Raw genomic sequence first — 18,096 nt, forward strand, 5'->3', positions numbered from 1 at the left:
CTTACCTCGCTTCTCGCTACCACAAGGCCAATTCATCCCCTAGTCTTGTTCAATGGCCTCTTATCCACTGGTTGTGAATAACTCTGTGGATCACGGTATTGGGATCGGTTGAAGCCATAACGAAGTCAAACAAAGGTAGCTAAGTGAACACTGAAAGCAATGGCGATATCGCCGGATCATGGCGCAAGGTAGTCAAGATCCTCGAACAGGACGAACATGTCTCGCCTCGCCAGCGCGGGTTCATTACCTTGGCTCAAGCTCAAGGTTTGATCGGATCAACTCTCTTGCTTGCTGTTCCTAACGAGTTGACTCGAGAGGTTTTACAGAATCAAATCAAAGGATCCCTCGACCTGGCGCTGCGCGAAGTCTTTGGTGAGGACGTGCTCTGCGCGATCAGCATCGACACTGATCTCACGCCGGTACCAGAAGAAGTTCGCCAAGAAGTTGAACCTGATGAACCTTCGGAAGAATCACGACCACAACCAGGACCACCCAGTACCTCTAACGAATTTGGCCGACTGAACCCTAAGTACCTCTTTGATACTTTCGTCATCGGACAATCAAACCGTTTTGCGCACGCGGCCGCAGTTGCGGTAGCTGAAGCGCCAGCAAAGGCCTACAACCCGCTCTTCATTTACGGTGATTCCGGCCTGGGAAAAACTCACCTTTTGCATGCAATTGGCCACTACGCGCGCCGGCTCTACAACGGGATCCGAGTTCGTTACGTAAATTCTGAAGAATTCACCAACGAGTTCATCAATTCCATTCGTTATGACGAAGGCACCAGCTTCAAGACCACCTACCGCAATGTGGACATCTTGCTGATTGATGACATCCAGTTTCTCTCCGGCAAAGAAGCAACTCAAGAAGAGTTTTTCCACACTTTCAATGCGCTACACAACCACAATAAACAAGTGGTCATCACTTCAGATTTGCCACCAAAGCAGCTATCAGGCTTTGAAGAACGGATGCGTTCGCGGTTTGAATGGGGCCTGCTCACAGATGTTCAGCCGCCCGAACTAGAAACTCGAATCGCTATTTTGCGCAAAAAGGCTATCGGTGAGGGTTTACACGCGCCGGACGACGTTCTTGAGTACATCGCTTCAAAAATCTCTACCAATATCCGAGAGCTTGAAGGAGCTCTCATCCGTGTCACTGCGTTCGCCTCGCTGAACCGCCAATCAGTCGACGTCGGTCTTACTGAGACTGTTTTGAAGGATCTCATCACCGATAATGGCGACCAACAGATCACCGCAGCAACAATCCTTGGTCAGACTTCGGCATATTTCAAGCTGAGTCTCGACGAGCTCCGGTCAAAATCCAGAACCAGAACTTTGGTTAATGCCCGGCAAATTGCTATGTATCTTTGCCGAGAGCTAACAGATCTCTCGCTACCAAAAATTGGTCAAGAACTTGGTGGTCGAGACCATACAACGGTGATTCACGCCGACCGAAAGATCCGCGAGTTGATGGCTGAACGCCGCACAATCTTCAATCAAGTAACCGAACTAACCAACCTCATTAGGCAGCAACAGCGCGAAGGTTGAGTCGACTTTTTAACAGGTGTGGAAAACTTTGTGGATAAACCCGTGGACAAACCCGCTCGTTATGGTGACAACTCAACCACTGGCTGTGGATCAGCGAAATGGCGCAGAAGTTGTCCACCGTGGTCGTGCTGGCTGATGTCGCTGAACCAACATCTTGTACACAAGCAACTTCACCCAGATTGCAAGGGCCAGAGGAGTTATCCACAGTATCCACAGCAGTTATTAACACTACGATTCCCAATAATTTGAATCCATCAAATAACAACTAAGCTTCCGAGATCACCCGGACTCCCGCTCTCACGACAAAAAACCAAGCATGGACGAATGGTCGGCGAGAGCAGCTAAGCTGGTGAGCAATATGTCATTCCCGACAGCAAGGTCGGGAGATGTCCAATGCGAGGAAAAGGGGCGCCCTGCAGTGAAGTTCCGAGTTGAACGGGATGTTCTCAATGACGCGGTGAGCTGGGCGGCACGAGCTCTTTCACCTCGCCCTCCGGTACCAGTTTTGTCCGGGCTGTTGCTCAAAGCGTCAGCTGGCACACTGAGCTTGTCGAGTTTTGACTACGAAATCTCAGCCCGCCTCGAAATCCCGGCAGATATTGCTGAAGAAGGCACCATCTTGGTTTCGGGACGGCTATTGGCTGATATTTGCCGAAGCTTACCCTCCGCACCGGTGGAAGTAAGCACCGATGGGTCGAAGGTAATTTTGACTTGTCGAAACTCTCGCTTCAATTTGGCAACCATGCCAGAGGCCGATTATCCAGAACTTCCAGCGCTGCCAAAAATCAGCGGCACTGTTGCCGGTGATGCGTTTGCCAAAGCGGTTACTCAGGTCACGGTCGCGGCTAGCAAAGATGACACTTTGCCTATTTTGGCCGGCGTCAAGGTTGAAATTGAAGACGATCTAATCACCTTGTTGGCCACTGACCGGTACCGATTGGCCATGCGCGAGCTCAATTGGAAGCCAGCGGTGCCAGGTATCTCGACCTCTGCATTGGTCAAAGCCAAAACTTTGAGCGAAGTCGCGAAAACTCTTGGCGGCGCGGGTGAGATCAACATTTCGCTTTCGGAAGATTCCGAGCTTATTGGCTTCGAAAGCGGCGGCCGTCGGACCACCTCGTTGCTAGTTGACGGCGACTATCCAAAAATTCGTTCTCTTTTCCCCGAAAATACGCCAATTCACGCCACTGTTGAGACCTCTGCGCTGGTTGAAGCGGTGCGCCGCGTGGCCTTGGTCGCGGAACGAAATACGCAAGTTCGGCTAGCCTTTACCGATGGCCAAGTCGGTCTAGATGCCGGAACTGGCGAGGATGCACAAGCTTCAGAGGCGCTCGAAGCGGCGCTCACCGGAGAAGAAATCACTGTTGCCTTCAACCCGCATTATTTGAGCGAAGGTTTGAACGCATTTGAAAGTAAATATGTTCGGTTTTCTTTCACCTCTGCACCGAAACCGGCCATGATGACGGCGCAAGACAGCATCGATGGCGATGATCAAGATCACTACCGCTACCTCGTTATGCCAGTAAGACTTCCTAACCAGTAACTCGGTTAGCTGCCAAACAAAGGTTCGAGAGAAAAGAGTCATCATGCATATCGGTCTTATCGGTTTGGGAAAAATGGGATTTAACATGCGTGCGCGATTGCGCGAAGCTGGAATTGAAGTAACCGGCTTTGATCGAAATCCAGAAGTGACTGACGTTTCTTCAATCGACGATCTTGTCGCGGCTCTGCCGGCACCCCGAATTGTTTGGGTAATGGTCCCCTCGGGCGCGATTACCGATTCCGTCGTTGACGAGTTGAGTGCAAAACTAGCTGCCGGTGATTTGTTGATCGATGGTGGCAACTCGCGATTTACCGAGGATCAGAAGCACACGGCACAGTTGGCCGAAAAATCCATCAAATTCTTGGATTGTGGCGTTTCCGGCGGTGTGTGGGGACTTCAGAACGGTTACGGCTTGATGACTGGCGGCTCGGATGAAGACATCGAAGCCGCGATGCCGATTTTCGATGCGCTTCGGCCGGAAGGCGATCGGGCAGACAGCTTCGTTCACGTGGGCGGAGTTGGCGCAGGACACTACGCCAAAATGGTGCATAACGGCATCGAGTATGGACTGATGCAGTCGTACGCCGAAGGTTATGAGCTGCTTGCCGCGAAAGACATCGTTAAAGATCTCCCGGGCACATTCCGAGCTTGGCAAAAAGGCACCGTAGTTCGGTCTTGGCTGCTTGATTTGATGGTTAAAGCACTCGAAGAAGATCCCGGTCTGGCTGCAATCGATGACTATGTTGAAGATTCCGGCGAAGGACGTTGGACCGTGGAAGAAGCAATTGCCAGCTCGGTGCCAGTGCCAGCAATTACCGCAGCGCTCTATGCTCGGTTCTCCTCTCGCGAAGATAATTCCCCGGCGATGCGCATGGTTTCGGCACTGCGCAATCAATTCGGCGGACACGCGACCAAACCGGCGAAATAGTGTGTATTTAGAGCAGCTTTCGCTCACGGATTTTCGCAGCTATCAGCAAGCTGATCTTGGTTTGGAGCCTGGTGTCAACGTTTTTATTGGCTCAAATGGCTTAGGTAAAACCAATTTGGTTGAAGCACTTGGCTATTTGGCTTCATTGAGCTCGCATCGTGTTTCGCAGGACGGACCGTTAATTCGGTTCGGTGCGGAGCAAGCATTGATCCGTGGAAATCTTGTGCGCGGCACCCAACGGCTCGGTCTAGAAGTAGAAATTAATGCAAGTCGCGCCAATCGGGCGCGGATTAATCGGGCTAATCCGGTTCGAGCTCGCGAAATTTTGGGGCTTTGCCGCACGGTGCTTTTCGCCCCTGAAGACTTGTCATTGGTAAAGGGCGATCCTGGCAACCGACGGCGGTTTTTGGATGATTTGCTGCAGTCTTTACATCCAAGATTTGCCGGGCTCCGCGCGGATTACGAGCGCGTGTTGAAGCAACGTAATGCCCTGCTAAAGTCCGCGCGGGGACACAGCAGATCGCGGCAAGCGCCTAGCGCTGATTTTCTTTCCACCATTGAAGTTTGGGATCAGCATTTTGCCAACCATGCTGCGCAGCTGCTTTCGGCCAGGCTAAAGGTCTTAGAACAACTCAAACCAGAGATGTCGCGGGCGTATCAAGAACTCACTGATGGTTCGAAAGAGTTGTCCGCTCGTTATCGATCAAGTTTGGACGGCTACCAAGAAGACTCGGATGACGCCGCTGAAATTCACGATGACGAAGCTGCCTCATTAGTCAGTGCGAGTGTGGAATCACTCACTGAACACTATTTATTGGCCTTAGCAGCAGTGAGGCAGCGTGAAATTGAACGCGGTTTAACTTTGATTGGACCGCACCGAGACGAGGTGGAACTCGGCTTGGGTCAGGCGCCGGCACGGGGCTACGCATCGCACGGCGAAACATGGTCTGTAGCGTTGGCTCTGCGACTAGCTTCCTACTATGTGCTCAAAGCAGATCAAGAGATTGACGGCGCAGATCCGATTTTGGTATTGGATGATGTTTTTGCGGAGTTGGACTCTTCACGGCGTAGCAAGCTCGCTCACATGGTTGCCGGTGCGGAACAAGTTCTTGTCACCGCTGCAGTAGACGATGACGTGCCGGCTGAGCTTAGCGGCCGTCGAATCAGAGTTTCGGCGATTGGGGTTGTCGATGACTGAGTCAGAGAACGGTCATGAATCAGAGACCTGGGCGGATGCTAAAGATCAGGGCATTGATGCGGCGCAATCTGCGCTAAATCGAATGCGGGAAGCCGCCAAATCTCGCGGTGATCGACGGGTGCGCAGCGCAGCCGCGTTGAGTAAAAGTCAACGCGCTAAAGCGCGCCCCGGTGGGAAGTCATCTGAAAATGATGTTTTTGTGGGTCGCGATCCACAAGGCTTGGGTGGCATCGTTTCGCGGATGGTTGCCGAACGCGGCTGGTCATCCCCAGTAGCAGTTGGTTCGGTGATGGCGCAATGGAACACCCTTGTTGGCGCTGAAATTTCAGCTCATTGTCAGCCCGAATCTTTCACCGGTACCGTGCTACACGTTCGCTGCGATTCGACCAGTTGGGCTACCCAACTGAGGCTACTTTCGGCAAGCCTCTTAGCGCGATTTGACGCAGATTTGGGCAGCGGAGTGGTGACAAAAATCCAGGTATTAGGGCCCACCGCGCCAAACTGGCGCAAGGGTGGCCGAACAGTAAATGGCCGCGGCCCAAGAGACACCTACGGCTGACCGCCAAATAATCCTCTCAGCCGCTTGCGCACTCCCTGGTATGTATCCGGAGTCATAAGCAGGAGCCAAGATTCGTTCTGAGCGGTTTTTTTGACCTTTTAGGGCTATTTCTGGGCTAGCTTCACCCCTAAAACAACCAGACCCTGTAGAATAATCAGAAGGAATGAATCGGACGCTTACTCGGCCGACGCGATGGCGCATGCCACGAGTCGAATACGTGAAGCTGATTAACCAAGAATAGAGGGGTCGAGCACGCCTGTGTCCACCAGCAACCCAGAAAATCCGCAGAATCCAGATGCATCAGTTGATGAAGCGGCCCAGCCTTCCCCCTCAGCAAAAGCTGTTCCCACCTCGCACGTTTCACCCGAAGAATCGCATTACGATGCCAGCGATATCACGGTCTTGGAAGGCCTTGAGGCGGTCCGTAAACGGCCAGGAATGTACATCGGTTCTACCGGACCTCGAGGCTTACACCACCTGATTACCGAAGTTGTTGATAACTCTGTTGACGAAGCTTTGGCGGGCTACTGCACGCATATTGAAATCACACTGCAAGCCGATGGTGGCGTCCGCGTCGATGATGACGGCCGCGGTATTCCGGTAGATATGCACCCGACTGAGGGGAAACCCACCGTTGAGGTGGTCATGACGGTTTTGCACGCTGGCGGTAAGTTTGGCGGCGGTGGTTACGCGGTTTCTGGTGGCTTGCACGGCGTCGGTATCTCGGTAGTTAACGCACTTTCTACTCGCGTAGAGACGACGGTCAAACGACAAGGTTTTGCTTGGCACCAGTCATTCGCTGACGGTGGACAGCCGGTTGGTACGCTGCGAAAAGGCGAACCCACCGATGAAACAGGAACCACTCAGCTCTTTTATGCAGATGGCAGCATCTTCGAATCAACTGAATACGATTTTGAAACACTGCGCGCACGGTTCCAGCAGTATTCCTTTTTGAATAAGGGCTTGCGGATCACGCTCACGGATGAACGGGTCACTGAAAGCGTCGAGGAAGAAATCGCTTCCGATGCAGAATCAGCTGAAGATACTCCGGCACATCGTCAAGTGATTTATCAGTACGACAATGGCCTGATTGATTACGTGACGTATTTGAATTCGTCCAAAAAGGTCGAGGTGATCAATCCCGACGTGATCGCTTTTGAAAGCGAAAACAAGGATCTTAACGGTCGCTCGATCGCGCTCGAACTGGCTATGCAGTGGACTACCGCGTATTCGGAAAGTGTGCACACTTACGCAAACACCATCAACACTCATGAAGGTGGAACCCACGAAGAGGGCTTCCGCGCGGCAATGACTTCCTTGATCAATCGCTATGCACGCGAGAAGAACATCATCAAGGAAAAAGATGAGAACCTCACTGGCGACGACATCCGTGAAGGTCTTACCGCGGTTATCTCAGTCAAGCTTTCTGAGCCGCAATTTGAGGGCCAAACTAAAACGAAACTTGGCAACTCAGAAGCTAAAGGCTTTGTTCAGCGCGTTGTGACTGACGAACTCGGCGATTGGCTAGAGCGCAACCCCGGCCCGGCCCGCGATGTGATCCGGAAATCAATTCAGGCAGCGCAAGCTCGGCTAGCGGCGCGAAAAGCTCGTGAATCAACTCGACGCAAAGGCCTGCTTGAGTCCGGTGGTATGCCTGGAAAACTGAAGGATTGTCAGTCTAAGGATCCCTCGAAGAGCGAGATTTATCTGGTGGAGGGTGACTCTGCAGGCGGTTCTGCAGTTCGCGGGCGAAACCCCGAGACGCAAGCAATTTTGCCGTTGCGCGGAAAGATCCTCAACGTCGAACGTGCTCGGTTGGATCGCGCGCTTGGCAATGCTGAAGTCCAGGCAATGATCACCGCGTTTGGCGCGGGCATTGGTGAGGACTTCGACGTCGAAAAGGCCAGGTATCACAAGATTGTGCTGATGGCAGATGCTGACGTTGACGGCCAGCACATTACGACCTTGTTGTTGACCTTGCTGTTCCGCTACATGCGTCCGCTTGTTGAACACGGGTATGTCTACCTAGCCCAGCCGCCGCTGTACCGGATCAAGTGGTCCAACGCCCCGCACGATTATGTGTACTCGGATAAGGAACGCGACGAAGCGCTGACCAAAGGTGCAGCTGCCGGCCATCGGATCCCGAAAGACAATGGCATTCAGCGTTACAAGGGTCTCGGTGAAATGGATTACACCGAATTGTGGGAGACCACCATGGACCCGGACCACCGTACGTTGCTGCAGGTGACCATGGACGATGCCGCATCGGCGGATCAGACCTTCTCCATTTTGATGGGTGAAGACGTTGAATCGCGTAGGCACTTCATCCAGACAAATGCCAAGGATGTGCGCTTCCTTGATATCTGAGCTGGGTATGCTCGCCAGTGCGATGCAAAAGAACTCCGAACGTTATAACGAACCCAAGATGTTGAACGGGGCCACACAATGAGCGATGAGACCGGCGAAATCATCACAGACCGGATTGAACAGGTCGATCTGCAAACCGAAATGCAAAGGTCCTACTTGGACTACGCCATGGCAGTTATTGTTGGCCGTGCGTTGCCGGATGTGCGCGATGGGCTTAAGCCTGTGCACCGTCGGGTGCTTTATGCGATGTACGACGGCGGTTACCGGCCGGATCGCTCGTTCAATAAGTGTGCTCGTGTGGTCGGTGAAGTTATGGGCCAGTACCACCCGCACGGCGATTCAGCGATCTACGATGCCCTGGTCCGCTTGATCCAAGATTGGACCATGCGCTACCCCTTGGCACTTGGCCAAGGTAACTTTGGTTCGCCGGGTAACGATGGTGCTGCCGCTCCGCGTTACACCGAAACCAAAATGGCGCCACTCGCGATGGAAATGGTCCGTGACATCGACAAGAGGACCGTCGATTTCCAGGACAATTACGACGGTAAGAATCAAGAGCCAGTCATTTTGCCGGCGAGGTTCCCGAACCTGCTGGTCAATGGCTCCTCCGGCATTGCCGTTGGTATGGCTACCAACATTCCGCCGCATAACCTGCGTGAGGTCGCCGAAGGTGCACAGTGGTACCTGGCTAATCCAACGGCAAGCAAAGAAGAGCTGCTCGAAGCCCTGATTCAGCGAATCAAGGGGCCAGACTTCCCAACAGGTGCCCAGATTCTGGGGCATAAAGGCATCGAAGACGCCTACCGCACTGGCCGTGGTTCAATCACCATGCGCGCTGTGGTCAATGTGGAGGAGATCCAAAACCGCACCTGCTTGGTCGTTACTGAGTTGCCGTACCAGGCAAACCCGGACAATCTTGCGGTAAAGATCGCCGAGCTGGTCAAAGATGGCAAGATCGGCGGCATTGCTGACCTTCGCGATGAGACTTCTGGCCGCACCGGCCAGCGCCTCGTCGTCGTCCTGAAGCGCGACGCCGTCGCCAAGGTTGTGCTGAATAACCTCTATAAGCACACCTCGCTACAAGATAACTTCAGCGCCAACATGCTTGCCATTGTTGATGGCGTGCCCCGCACGCTGAGCTTGGACGCGTTTATCCGGCACTGGGTTGCGCACCAGATGGAAGTAATTGTGCGCCGTACCCGCTTCTTGCTCAACGAGGCAGAAGCGCGGGCACATATCTTACGAGGCCTACTTAAAGCACTTGATGCGCTTGACGAAGTAATTGCTTTGATTCGCCGTTCACCCACGGTAGACGAGGCTCGTGGTGGCCTTATCGACCTGCTTGGCATCGACGATCTGCAAGTGAACGCGATCCTGGATATGCAGTTGCGTCGACTGGCTGCCCTGGAACGGCAGAAAATCCAGGACGAGAATGCGAAGTTGGAGCTCGAGATTGCCGAGTACAACTCGATCTTGGCTTCCGAGGATCGCCAACGCACTATCGTCAGTGAAGAATTGGCGGAGATCGTCAATAAGTTCGGTGATGAGCGACGGACTCAGATCATGCTCGGCTATGACGGCGACATGAGTATGGAAGACCTTATTCCTGAAGAGGAAATGGTCGTCACGATTACTCGCGGTGGTTACGTCAAGCGCACGCGCAGCGATAACTACCGTTCACAGCATCGCGGTGGCAAGGGCATCAAGGGTGCTCAGCTGCGTGGAGACGACGTCGTCGAGCATTTCTTTGTCACGACCACGCACCATTGGCTGCTGTTCTTCACCAACTTGGGTCGTGTTTACCGGGCTAAGGCCTATGAGCTGGTTGAAGCTGGACGGGATGCTAAGGGCCAGCACGTAGCGAACTTGTTGGCTTTCCAACCTGACGAGAAAATCGCCCAGGTCTTGGATTTGAAAGACTACCAACAGTCGCCGTATCTGGTGCTGGCGACCAAGAACGGCTTGGTTAAGAAAACCCGGCTCGAAGACTACGACACTAACCGTTCAGCCGGTGTGATTGCGATTAACCTACGCGATGAAGATGAGCTTGTTTCCGCTCAGCTGGTCTCGGAGAGCGACGATATGTTGCTGGTTTCCCGCAAGGGTCAGTCGATCAGGTTCACCGCGACTGATGAGGCGCTGCGTCCGATGGGCCGGGCAACTTCCGGTGTCACGGGAATGAAGTTCCGCCAGGATGACGAATTGCTCGCCGCTAACGTAGTCACAGAAGATTCATATGTCTTCATCGTGACTGAGGGCGGTTACGCCAAGCGCACCGCGGTGGAAGAATATCGTACCCAGGGACGAGGCGGTTTGGGCATCAAGGTTGCCAAACTTGTTGAGGACCGCGGAGATCTAGTTGGCGCACTGATTGTTCAGGACGACGACGAGGTTTTGGTCGTTATGGAAGGCGGCAAGGTAGTTCGTTCTAACGTGGCTGAGGTTCCTGCGAAGGGCCGTGACACAATGGGCGTTATTTTCGCTAAACCGGACAAAAATGACCGGATTATCGAGGTCGCACGCAATAGAGAACGCGGCTTGGAGAGCGAAGAAACCGAGGATGAAGTACCGTTGACTGAAGGCCAGACGGCTGAAGGCCAGACTGAGACTGGTACCGAGGAGGCACCGATTGAGCACGAATAACTCGAACTCTAAGCCCGGCGTGGGCCCAAGGGTAAGTGCGCCTGCCCGCCCGCCGCAGCGGCCGACGTCGACCACGGCTACCGCTAGTCGGCCGGCCTTAGTCAAACCGGCTCCTAAGGCTAAAGTCCGCCGTGCAAGGCTCCAGGTTTCTCGGGTAGATCCCTGGTCAGTGCTAAAAATGGCGTTCTTGCTTTCGGTTGCCCTTGGCATCATTACCGTGGTTGCCGCGATCGTGCTCTGGACCGTTTTGGACTTGACTGGTTTGTTTAACCAGATCAATTCATTGCTTGGCGATATTCAGGGTCCGGAGGGCACACCGCTGGACGTGAAGAAGTTTGCTTCGCTGGGTCAGGTTGCGTCCTTCGCCACAATCATTGCCGTGGTCAACGTGGTGTTATTGACCGCACTTTCGATGCTTTCAGCGGTGTTGTACAACATCTCCGCCACTTTGGTCGGTGGAATTGGCGTCACGTTAACTGACGACTAGGCGCTGTGACGGCTGCCAATTTTGGCAGCCGTCACATGATGCTGTAGAGTTTTATCTCGGCCCGAGAGGGTCGTGGGGGCGTATAGCTCAGGCGGTTAGAGCGCTTCGCTGATAACGAAGAGGTCCCAGGTTCAAGTCCTGGTACGCCCACGGATCCTACTAGCGCAGGAGGAACGATGAAGAAATTGATCGTGATCGCAGCAGCTATTGCTGGCGCAGTTTTCTTGCGAAAGAAAATGCAGGTTTCGAAGCAACAAAAGAACGTCTGGAACCAGGAAACTGATAAGGTTGACTGAAGCCGCTACGGGGGGCATGGCGCAATTGGTAGCGCACCTGCTTTGCAAGCAGGGGGTTCGGGGTTCGATTCCCCGTGCCTCCACCGTATGAAGAAGCCCGGGTCTAAAGATCCGGGCTTCTTTGTGTCTAAAACGTGTCTAAAACCCATTGAGGTGCCTAAAGCCCGTCGAGTGTCGAGTTGTGGTCGCTAAACACGGAGTTTAGCGACCACAACTCGACACTCGACGGGAATAGCGGGGATGAGGGTGCGGAGAAGCGTGCCATACTCTGAACCTGTGAACTTCGTATTGGCCACGATTGCCATTTTGGGCGTCGCTGCATCCGGCCCCATTATGGCCGCGACCGCAGCACCGGCAATAGCCATCGCTTTTTGGCGAAATGCGCTGGGTGCAGTGCTTATGGGCGCCCCAACAATGCTCAGGCAACGAAGCAAGTTCCGTCAGCTGACTGGTAAGGATGTTTTTTGGGCAGCGGTAGCAGCAGTGGCCCTGGCTATGCACTTCGCCTGTTTCATCACGGCGCTCAAACTGACCTCAGTTGCTACCGCTACCGCTCTGGTTTGTTTGCAGTCGGCCTGGATTGTGTTGTTTCAGTTACTGCGGAAAGTGAAACAGGTACCGGCGATCTTTAATTGGCCTTGCTTTGGCTTTTGCCGGTGTAGTGATCATTACCGGATTCGATTTAGGCACCTCGCCGACGGCGATTATTGGTGACCTTTTGGGACTTGGCGGTGGGCTATTGGCCGGGGCATACACACTCACTGGCTCTAAAGCACGGCAGACGATGGGCACAGGCGTCTACACGACGCTCTGCTACGAGTTTATGCGCTGCGCTCCTCTTATTCCTTGCGCTGGCCTTGCAGGTGCCTTTGCTGGCGTTTCCAGCGGCCGCCTGGATTGGCATTGTTGCTGTCACAGTGGTTGCGCAAATTCTTGGTCACAGTATTTTTAACTATTTGTTGGCCAGCATGAGTCCATTAGTTATTTCGATGCTTATTTTGCTTGAAATTCCGGGCGCGGCAATCTTGGCCGGCATTTTTCTACAAGAACGCTTGCCTGCTGGAATTTATGCAGGTTTGCTATTGATCTTGGTTGGACTTGCCGTTGTGGTCTTTGGGCAAGGCCGCGGAATTTCACCGTGGAAGCGGATTAGGAACGCAGCGCCCGTCGTGCCATCTGATTGACGTTGGCAGTGTGTACTGCTCGCACGACCTTCAAGGGGAAATACACCGAGAAGAAGACCACCATAGGTGTCTTCAAGGCTAGACCTTTCACATTGTGCGCCTTGTAGGTCCGTTCGAAGCGGGTCACGTAGTAACGGTAATCTCTCGGAGAATCTTCTAGTCTGCGGGCAGACATGCCACTAACCATGGTCTGCACGTATTGAACTTTGAGCGAGTGTTCAGCTAAATGCAGGGACAAATCAATATCCTCATGCATTTCGTCTTTTTTGTCCCGGCAGGTCTCGTCCCTGATCTGTTCCCAAGCGCTGCGCCGAAGGGCCATATTGGACCCGAAGAGAAAATGGTATTGATGTTTGGCAAGCTTGAGCATTAGTTGACGCATCTTGTCGTCAGCTTTCAGACCGAAGCGCCGCAAAGGCATATCGTAATAAACGACCGGACCAGTCGCGGCCGAAATGGCGGAGTCAGTGAAGGCTAGTTGTAGCTGTTCAACCCAGTCCGGTTCGATGACCGAATCTGCATCGATTCGGCCCAAGACATCACCCGTTGCGTGGTTTAGTCCGTAGTTTCGAGTCGGGATGAGGCCTTGTTCTTTGCTTTGATGGAGCAAAGAGATGGGGCTCTCCGGGTATTCCAACTGAATTTGCTCAACGATTGCACAGGTTGAGTCAGTGGATTTGTTGTCGACCACGATTATTTCGTGCGCCGGAACGGATTGGTAAATTGCGGCGATCAGGCATTGCCTGATCACGCTTTCTTCGTTGTATGCCGGGATCACTATGGATACACTCGGCAGGCCCGGTGGAATTCCTGGGGCCCATGAGTCATCGCCTGACATGGCTAAGTCGCTTGGCATCGGATCAAATCTAGCATCCAATGAAACGGGACGGCAGGTTACCTTCCGTCCCGTTCACAAAGATTGCCTAGTCTTTGGCTTCTTCTGCCTTGTCAGCAATTTTCTCGCCCAAGTCCTTCGCGGAGCCCTTGGCCTTGGAAACCGTCGCTTTTGCGGCGTCCTTGACGTCCTGGGCCTTGTCGACGACGGCGTCTTTTGCGTCCGCAGCCGCATCGGATGCCTTGTCCGCAACCTTCTCGGCTTTGTCAGCTACCTTTTCGGTATTGTCCGCGATCTTTTCGCTTACTTTGCTTGCCGCGTCGTCCGCTTTGTCAGCTACTTCGGAGACCTTTTCGGCTGCAGCGTCCTTGACGTCCTCAGTCTTGTCCGCGATGTTTTGTGCGGCGTCCTTGACTGGAACCGGAGTCTTCCAGGGATCCTCAACCGGGCGCGAGGCACGCCATACGGCAACGCCAGCCGCAGTGGCAGCCGCGATAATGCCGAATACTAGCCAGCCTTTGCCGCCGGAATTATTGGATTTCTGTTCCCGCTTGAGCTGGCTAGCTGCCTCCTTGGCCGCCTGTTCAGCTACCTTTCGGGCCTGGTTAGCGGCACGCTTGCCCTGTTTGATGACTGGCGCAACCGTGTCAGCAGCCTGAGTTACCGCCTTCTGAGCTGCCGGAGCAACCGTGTCAGTGACGTAATCAGAGACATTGCTATTTACGCCGTCGAGCGCTTTACCTACGGCGGTAGCTGCATCGCCGAGCTTGTCGGAGATCAGCGGAAAGTATTCATCGACGACTTTGTCTTTGGCATTTTGCAAAGCGGGCGTCGCTTTCTCTAGAGCTTCAGCAATCTTAGGTGCGGCATCGTCCACCGCATCTGAAATCCTCGGGCCAAGCTTCTCCAGGCCCTCTTGAAGCTTGGGCGTGACGTTTACTACGCCGTCGGCAGTGAATTGAGCCGCTTTTCGGAGTCCTTCTTGCACCTTTGGCGAAGCATTCTCGATGCTCTTCTCCGCCCAGCTGCGTGCTGAATCAAGATGCGGGCTTGCCCACTCTTTGGCATTTTCTACACCGTTGGCCAAGGTTTCCTCAAGGTCACGGGTGACGCGGTCTGCTTTTTTCACAACTACCTCCCGAGTATTGGAATCTTTCCCTAGCCTACGTGGAATGGCCGAGTCGAGCGAGTCTGCGCTCTCAGTGGAACTACCGGGCAGGATCTGGGCGAACATGGAAGAATTGGCGCATGACTGCGATTCCAACAGCAAAAGCGACTCTGCACACTAACCAAGGAGACATCCGGATCGACCTCTTTGGCAATCATGCGCCCAAGACGGTCGACAACTTTGTCGGTTTGGCTACCGGCGAAAAGACCTGGACGCACCCGGCAACGGGCCAGGAGAGCAACGAACCGTTCTACAACGGCGTAATTTTCCACCGCATCATCCGCCAGTTCATGCTTCAGGGTGGTGATCCTTTAGGTCAGGGCACTGGCGGCCCCGGCTACGTTTTTGACGACGAGATTCACCCAGAGCTGGTTTACAACAAGCCTTATCTGCTGGCAATGGCCAACGCTGGTATTCAGATGGGCCACGGAACCAACGGTTCACAGTTCTTCATCACCACCGTTCCTACCCCGCACTTACAGGGCAAGCACACCATCTTCGGTGAAGTTTCTGATGATGAGTCGAAGGCCGTCGTTGACGCGATCGAAGCAGTTCCTACTGCGCGCGGCGACCGCCCGCTAGAAGATGTAGTGATCAATTCCGTCACGATCGAAAAGCTCTAGAGGTTTACTAACGTGAGTTACGGGATTCCGACGGCGGCCTCCGGCGAGGGCGCGCAAGTTCCGGTTTGTCCTCGACATCCGGATCGGGTCGCCTACGTGCGCTGTCAACGTTGCGGCCGTCCGGCTTGCACCGAGTGCCAGCGGCAGGCCGCCGTCGGGATCCAATGCGTTGATTGTGTTCGGGAAAGTGCCAAAAACGCTCCGGTCAATCGAACGATGGCCGGCGGCGTGGTTACCACCGGTAAGCCGATCATCACCTATGTGCTTATTGCGCTATGTGTTCTGGTCTTCGCTGCCGAACTGATTCCTAATGCCAATGTGATCAACTACTTGGCTTATGCGCCCTTTGCCACGGAACAAGAACCATGGCGGATACTGACGTCAATTTTCACGCATTCAACCACCTTCTTGCCGCACATTCTGTTCAATATGTACTCGCTGTACATCTTGGGCACGGTACTGGAACCGGTACTCGGACGGCTCAGGTTCTTCGCGCTATTTTTAGTCTCCGGTCTAGCTGGCTCGGTGGGCGTTCTGCTCATTGCACCGGTTGATTCGGTAGTAGTCGGTGCATCCGGGGCGATCTTCGGCCTCTTCGGTGCGCTTTTCGTCTTACAGCTCAAACGCCGCGGCGATCTGCGCCAGATCATCGTACTTTTGGTGGTCAATGCCGTGATCGGTTTCCTACCCGGTGCCAATATTGCCTGGCAAGCGCACCTAGGTGGCCTTATTGGTGGCGCCTTGGTCGCCGCGATTTTGATCTATGCGCCTACTGGCTGCATCCGGCAAGTATTGCAATGGGGCGGCATTGCCGCTGTTTTACTGATCCTGATTGTGTTGACTGTTTTGCGCACGGCAGCCATCCATCCAATGCTGGTACTGTAGCACTTTGGATTAAGTTATCCACAACACAGTCCACAGTTGGGCATAACTTACACAGCTGTAGTTCAGTAGATACCTTCCCAGGAAGGGAATTTTTTCCTCGCTCGAGCTATTCCTCATAATAGCAGGGACCATTAGGGTCCTAACAGAAGATCCTTATGGCTGGATCGTGGTGAGCGGGGAGATCGTATGAGCATTTGGCAATGTGCAACGTGTGGCGTCGAGCGAGCTGCCGAACCGGTAGCAGCTGATGTTTGTCCGATTTGTGCGGATGAGCGTCAATACGTTCCGTTGGATGGACAAGTATGGACTACCGTTCAAGCACAAATCGATCAAGGGATGACCCTAGACGTTTTTGACGTTGAGCCTGGACTTGTTGGAGTTACCTCAACCGGCATTGGCATCGGTCAGCAAAGCATGCTCGTGGTCACGCCGGCCGGCAATCTTTTGTGGGACCCGGTTGGCCTAATTTCCGCAGACGCCGTTGCCGCCGTTGCTGCCTATGGTCCAGTTGTGGCCGTCGCAGCAAGTCATCCGCATATGTTTGGTGTTCAGGTGGAGTGGGCTAAAGTCTTAGAGGCAAAAGTTCTAGTTAACCAGGCCGACGCCGAATTTCTGCAGCGCTCAGATGATCGAGTGGAATATTGGTCTGGTCAATATGAAGTAGTGCCGGGCGTCACCCTGCACCAGCTTGGCGGGCACTTCAAAGGCAGTGCGGTTGTTCATTGGCCCGAGGGCAATGAAGGTAAAGGCGTTATTCTCGCGGGCGACACAATCTTTGTGAATCAGGACCGAACTGCGGCATTCATGCGGAGCTATCCCAACAAGATCCCGCTTTCCGCCGCAGTGGTGGACCGGATAGCAAAAGCGGTATTGGAATTCGAATTTGATCGCCTCTACAACAATTTCGGCAGCGTGATTCCGGCAGGTGCTTCAGCAGTAGTGCGTCGCTCCACTGACCGGCATATCGCTTGGGTTCGTGGCGATTTCGATGATTTGACCTAACGACTCCGGTTTAACCAAGCGGTGGCACCACGGTGAGCTCAAGCTCGATCCCAAGTCGGTCAAGCGTTTGCGCAAAGTCCTGCGCTGTCAGTTGAGGCGTTTCAGTCACCAGGCTTAAGGTACTTCCGCCGCGGCTACCGGCGTAGGGCGTGGCGGTCAAAGCAACACTGTCCGCAGGATTGAAGAGTTGCAGATTTGGTGCCGCTTCTTTGAAGGCGAAGCTGAGCCAGGGTAGATGAGTACTTGAAAGCGTGACACCGCCGATGGTTTGGCCTTCGCGACGTTGCTGATCGAGAAATTCGGCAACCAGGGCAACGGTTCCACTGGGGTCCGCTACAAATTGGCCAGATTCGACTAGATCGATGAGTTTCGTTGCAGCAGCGGTCTGGACGCGCCAAGCCTGCTGACCAGCTTCACGATTGATAAAGTCTTGAAGCTGTTGGCTTTGGGTCATTGAGGCAGCTCCGGCAAGAAGCAAGACTTCCGTCGGCTCAATTGAGCTGAGTGCGACCTGGATGGGCGGCAAGACGCCAAGTACCGGGAAGGCGCATTGTGCTGCGACGGCGTCGAGCACGGTTACTGACGGCGCATTAGAGCCGATAATCACGCAGCTGGCGCCCAAAGAATTGAGGTATTGGCAGCTTCGCAGGGCAACCTCAAACAGTTCTGACGCTGATTTGGCACCATAAGGAAAGCTCGCGCGATCCGCGAAGTAGATCAGATCCACGGCCGGAAAGTGGTTGCGAAGGGCGCGAACTATGTCATAGCTGCCCAAGCCTGCGTCAAAGACTGCAATCGGGCCCACACTGGTGTCTTGGTCTGCCACAGGAT

17 protein-coding genes and 2 tRNA genes are annotated in these 18,096 nt (G+C 53.9%); 16 read left to right on the forward strand and 3 right to left on the reverse strand.

The window, feature by feature from the left end; all coding sequences use genetic code 11:
* Positions 1-143: 143 nt before the first annotated feature.
* The 13 genes from dnaA to RSAL33209_RS19440 all read left to right on the forward strand — a co-directional run bounded on the left by dnaA (position 144) and on the right by RSAL33209_RS19440 (position 12,752).
* Positions 144-1,547, forward strand: a complete 1,404-nt coding sequence (gene dnaA / locus RSAL33209_RS00005; protein ID WP_012243469.1) for a chromosomal replication initiator protein DnaA — start codon at positions 144-146, stop codon at positions 1,545-1,547.
* A gap of 418 nt (positions 1,548-1,965) precedes the next feature.
* Entirely contained in the window at positions 1,966-3,090 is a 1,125-nt protein-coding gene (gene dnaN / locus RSAL33209_RS00010; protein WP_041684206.1) for a DNA polymerase III subunit beta, read from the forward strand.
* 43 nt (positions 3,091-3,133) lie between these two features.
* Positions 3,134-4,018: a phosphogluconate dehydrogenase (NAD(+)-dependent, decarboxylating) gene (gnd, locus tag RSAL33209_RS00015; RefSeq protein WP_012243471.1), complete on the forward strand. Its 885-nt coding sequence runs from the start codon at positions 3,134-3,136 to the stop codon at positions 4,016-4,018.
* A gap of 1 nt (position 4,019) precedes the next feature.
* Entirely contained in the window at positions 4,020-5,216 is a 1,197-nt protein-coding gene (gene recF, locus RSAL33209_RS00020; RefSeq protein ID WP_012243472.1) for a DNA replication/repair protein RecF, read from the forward strand.
* The gene (locus RSAL33209_RS00025; RefSeq protein WP_041684208.1) at positions 5,209-5,775 is read left to right on the forward strand and encodes a DciA family protein; all 567 of its coding nucleotides are present in this window, start codon (positions 5,209-5,211) and stop codon (positions 5,773-5,775) included. Before recF ends, RSAL33209_RS00025 begins: the two co-directional genes overlap by 8 nt.
* Before the next feature lie 258 nt (positions 5,776-6,033).
* Positions 6,034-8,142, forward strand: coding sequence for a DNA topoisomerase (ATP-hydrolyzing) subunit B (gene gyrB / locus RSAL33209_RS00030; RefSeq protein WP_012243474.1), 2,109 nt, complete (start codon positions 6,034-6,036; stop codon positions 8,140-8,142).
* 78 nt (positions 8,143-8,220) lie between these two features.
* A complete protein-coding gene (gene gyrA / locus RSAL33209_RS00035; protein WP_012243475.1) occupies positions 8,221-10,785 on the forward strand; it encodes a DNA gyrase subunit A in 2,565 nt (854 codons plus the stop codon).
* Complete coding sequence (locus RSAL33209_RS00040; RefSeq protein ID WP_012243476.1) at positions 10,772-11,272, forward strand: DUF3566 domain-containing protein; 501 nt, start codon at positions 10,772-10,774, stop codon at positions 11,270-11,272. The genes gyrA and RSAL33209_RS00040 overlap by 14 nt, the downstream gene beginning before the upstream one ends.
* A gap of 76 nt (positions 11,273-11,348) precedes the next feature.
* Positions 11,349-11,422 (forward strand) — tRNA-Ile (locus tag RSAL33209_RS00045).
* Positions 11,423-11,448: 26 nt separating this feature from the next.
* On the forward strand, positions 11,449-11,568 hold the full coding sequence (locus RSAL33209_RS17870; RefSeq protein ID WP_012243477.1) for a DLW-39 family protein: 120 nt from the start codon (positions 11,449-11,451) through the stop codon (positions 11,566-11,568).
* A 10-nt stretch (positions 11,569-11,578) separates the two neighbouring features.
* Positions 11,579-11,651: transfer RNA gene (locus RSAL33209_RS00050), tRNA-Ala, on the forward strand.
* Between the two features lie 193 nt (positions 11,652-11,844).
* Positions 11,845-12,282, forward strand: coding sequence for an EamA family transporter (locus tag RSAL33209_RS19435; protein ID WP_325051561.1), 438 nt, complete (start codon positions 11,845-11,847; stop codon positions 12,280-12,282).
* 149 nt (positions 12,283-12,431) lie between these two features.
* Positions 12,432-12,752, forward strand: a complete 321-nt coding sequence (locus RSAL33209_RS19440) for a hypothetical protein (protein WP_325050150.1) — start codon at positions 12,432-12,434, stop codon at positions 12,750-12,752.
* Here RSAL33209_RS19440 and RSAL33209_RS00060 read toward each other — a convergent pair.
* Positions 12,718-13,590, reverse strand: a complete 873-nt coding sequence (locus RSAL33209_RS00060) for a glycosyltransferase family 2 protein (protein WP_041684209.1) — start codon at positions 13,588-13,590, stop codon at positions 12,718-12,720. The two genes, RSAL33209_RS19440 and RSAL33209_RS00060, sit on opposite strands and share 35 nt — an antisense overlap.
* An 85-nt stretch (positions 13,591-13,675) precedes the next feature.
* The gene (locus tag RSAL33209_RS00065; protein WP_145962021.1) at positions 13,676-14,716 is read right to left on the reverse strand and encodes a hypothetical protein; all 1,041 of its coding nucleotides are present in this window, start codon (positions 14,714-14,716) and stop codon (positions 13,676-13,678) included.
* A 119-nt stretch (positions 14,717-14,835) separates the two neighbouring features.
* Here RSAL33209_RS00065 and RSAL33209_RS00070 point away from each other — a divergent pair, with 119 nt between their 5' ends.
* The 3 genes from RSAL33209_RS00070 to RSAL33209_RS00080 all read left to right on the forward strand — a co-directional run bounded on the left by RSAL33209_RS00070 (position 14,836) and on the right by RSAL33209_RS00080 (position 17,265).
* Positions 14,836-15,378, forward strand: a complete 543-nt coding sequence (locus tag RSAL33209_RS00070; protein WP_012243481.1) for a peptidylprolyl isomerase — start codon at positions 14,836-14,838, stop codon at positions 15,376-15,378.
* 12 nt (positions 15,379-15,390) lie between these two features.
* The gene (locus RSAL33209_RS00075) at positions 15,391-16,263 is read left to right on the forward strand and encodes a rhomboid family intramembrane serine protease (RefSeq protein WP_012243482.1); all 873 of its coding nucleotides are present in this window, start codon (positions 15,391-15,393) and stop codon (positions 16,261-16,263) included.
* 186 nt (positions 16,264-16,449) lie between these two features.
* The gene (locus tag RSAL33209_RS00080) at positions 16,450-17,265 is read left to right on the forward strand and encodes an MBL fold metallo-hydrolase (protein ID WP_012243483.1); all 816 of its coding nucleotides are present in this window, start codon (positions 16,450-16,452) and stop codon (positions 17,263-17,265) included.
* Between the two features lie 10 nt (positions 17,266-17,275).
* On the opposite strand, the gene RSAL33209_RS00085 is transcribed toward RSAL33209_RS00080, so the two are convergent.
* The gene (locus tag RSAL33209_RS00085; protein WP_012243484.1) at positions 17,276-18,091 is read right to left on the reverse strand and encodes a glutamate racemase; all 816 of its coding nucleotides are present in this window, start codon (positions 18,089-18,091) and stop codon (positions 17,276-17,278) included.
* Between the last annotated feature and the right edge of the window lie 5 nt (positions 18,092-18,096).

This window comes from Renibacterium salmoninarum ATCC 33209, assembly GCF_000018885.1.
GTDB lineage: Bacteria > Actinomycetota > Actinomycetes > Actinomycetales > Micrococcaceae > Renibacterium > Renibacterium salmoninarum.

Coding starts and splice junctions, on each gene's coding strand:
- gnd (WP_012243471.1), top strand. CDS start 3,134: ATGCATATCGGTCTTATCGGTTTGGGAAAAATGGGATTTAACATGCGT.
- RSAL33209_RS00025 (WP_041684208.1), top strand. CDS start 5,209: ATGACTGAGTCAGAGAACGGTCATGAATCAGAGACCTGGGCGGATGCT.
- gyrA (WP_012243475.1), top strand. CDS start 8,221: ATGAGCGATGAGACCGGCGAAATCATCACAGACCGGATTGAACAGGTC.
- RSAL33209_RS17870 (WP_012243477.1), top strand. CDS start 11,449: ATGAAGAAATTGATCGTGATCGCAGCAGCTATTGCTGGCGCAGTTTTC.
- RSAL33209_RS00060 (WP_041684209.1), bottom strand. CDS start 13,590: ATGTCAGGCGATGACTCATGGGCCCCAGGAATTCCACCGGGCCTGCCG.
- RSAL33209_RS00070 (WP_012243481.1), top strand. CDS start 14,836: ATGACTGCGATTCCAACAGCAAAAGCGACTCTGCACACTAACCAAGGA.
- RSAL33209_RS00080 (WP_012243483.1), top strand. CDS start 16,450: ATGAGCATTTGGCAATGTGCAACGTGTGGCGTCGAGCGAGCTGCCGAA.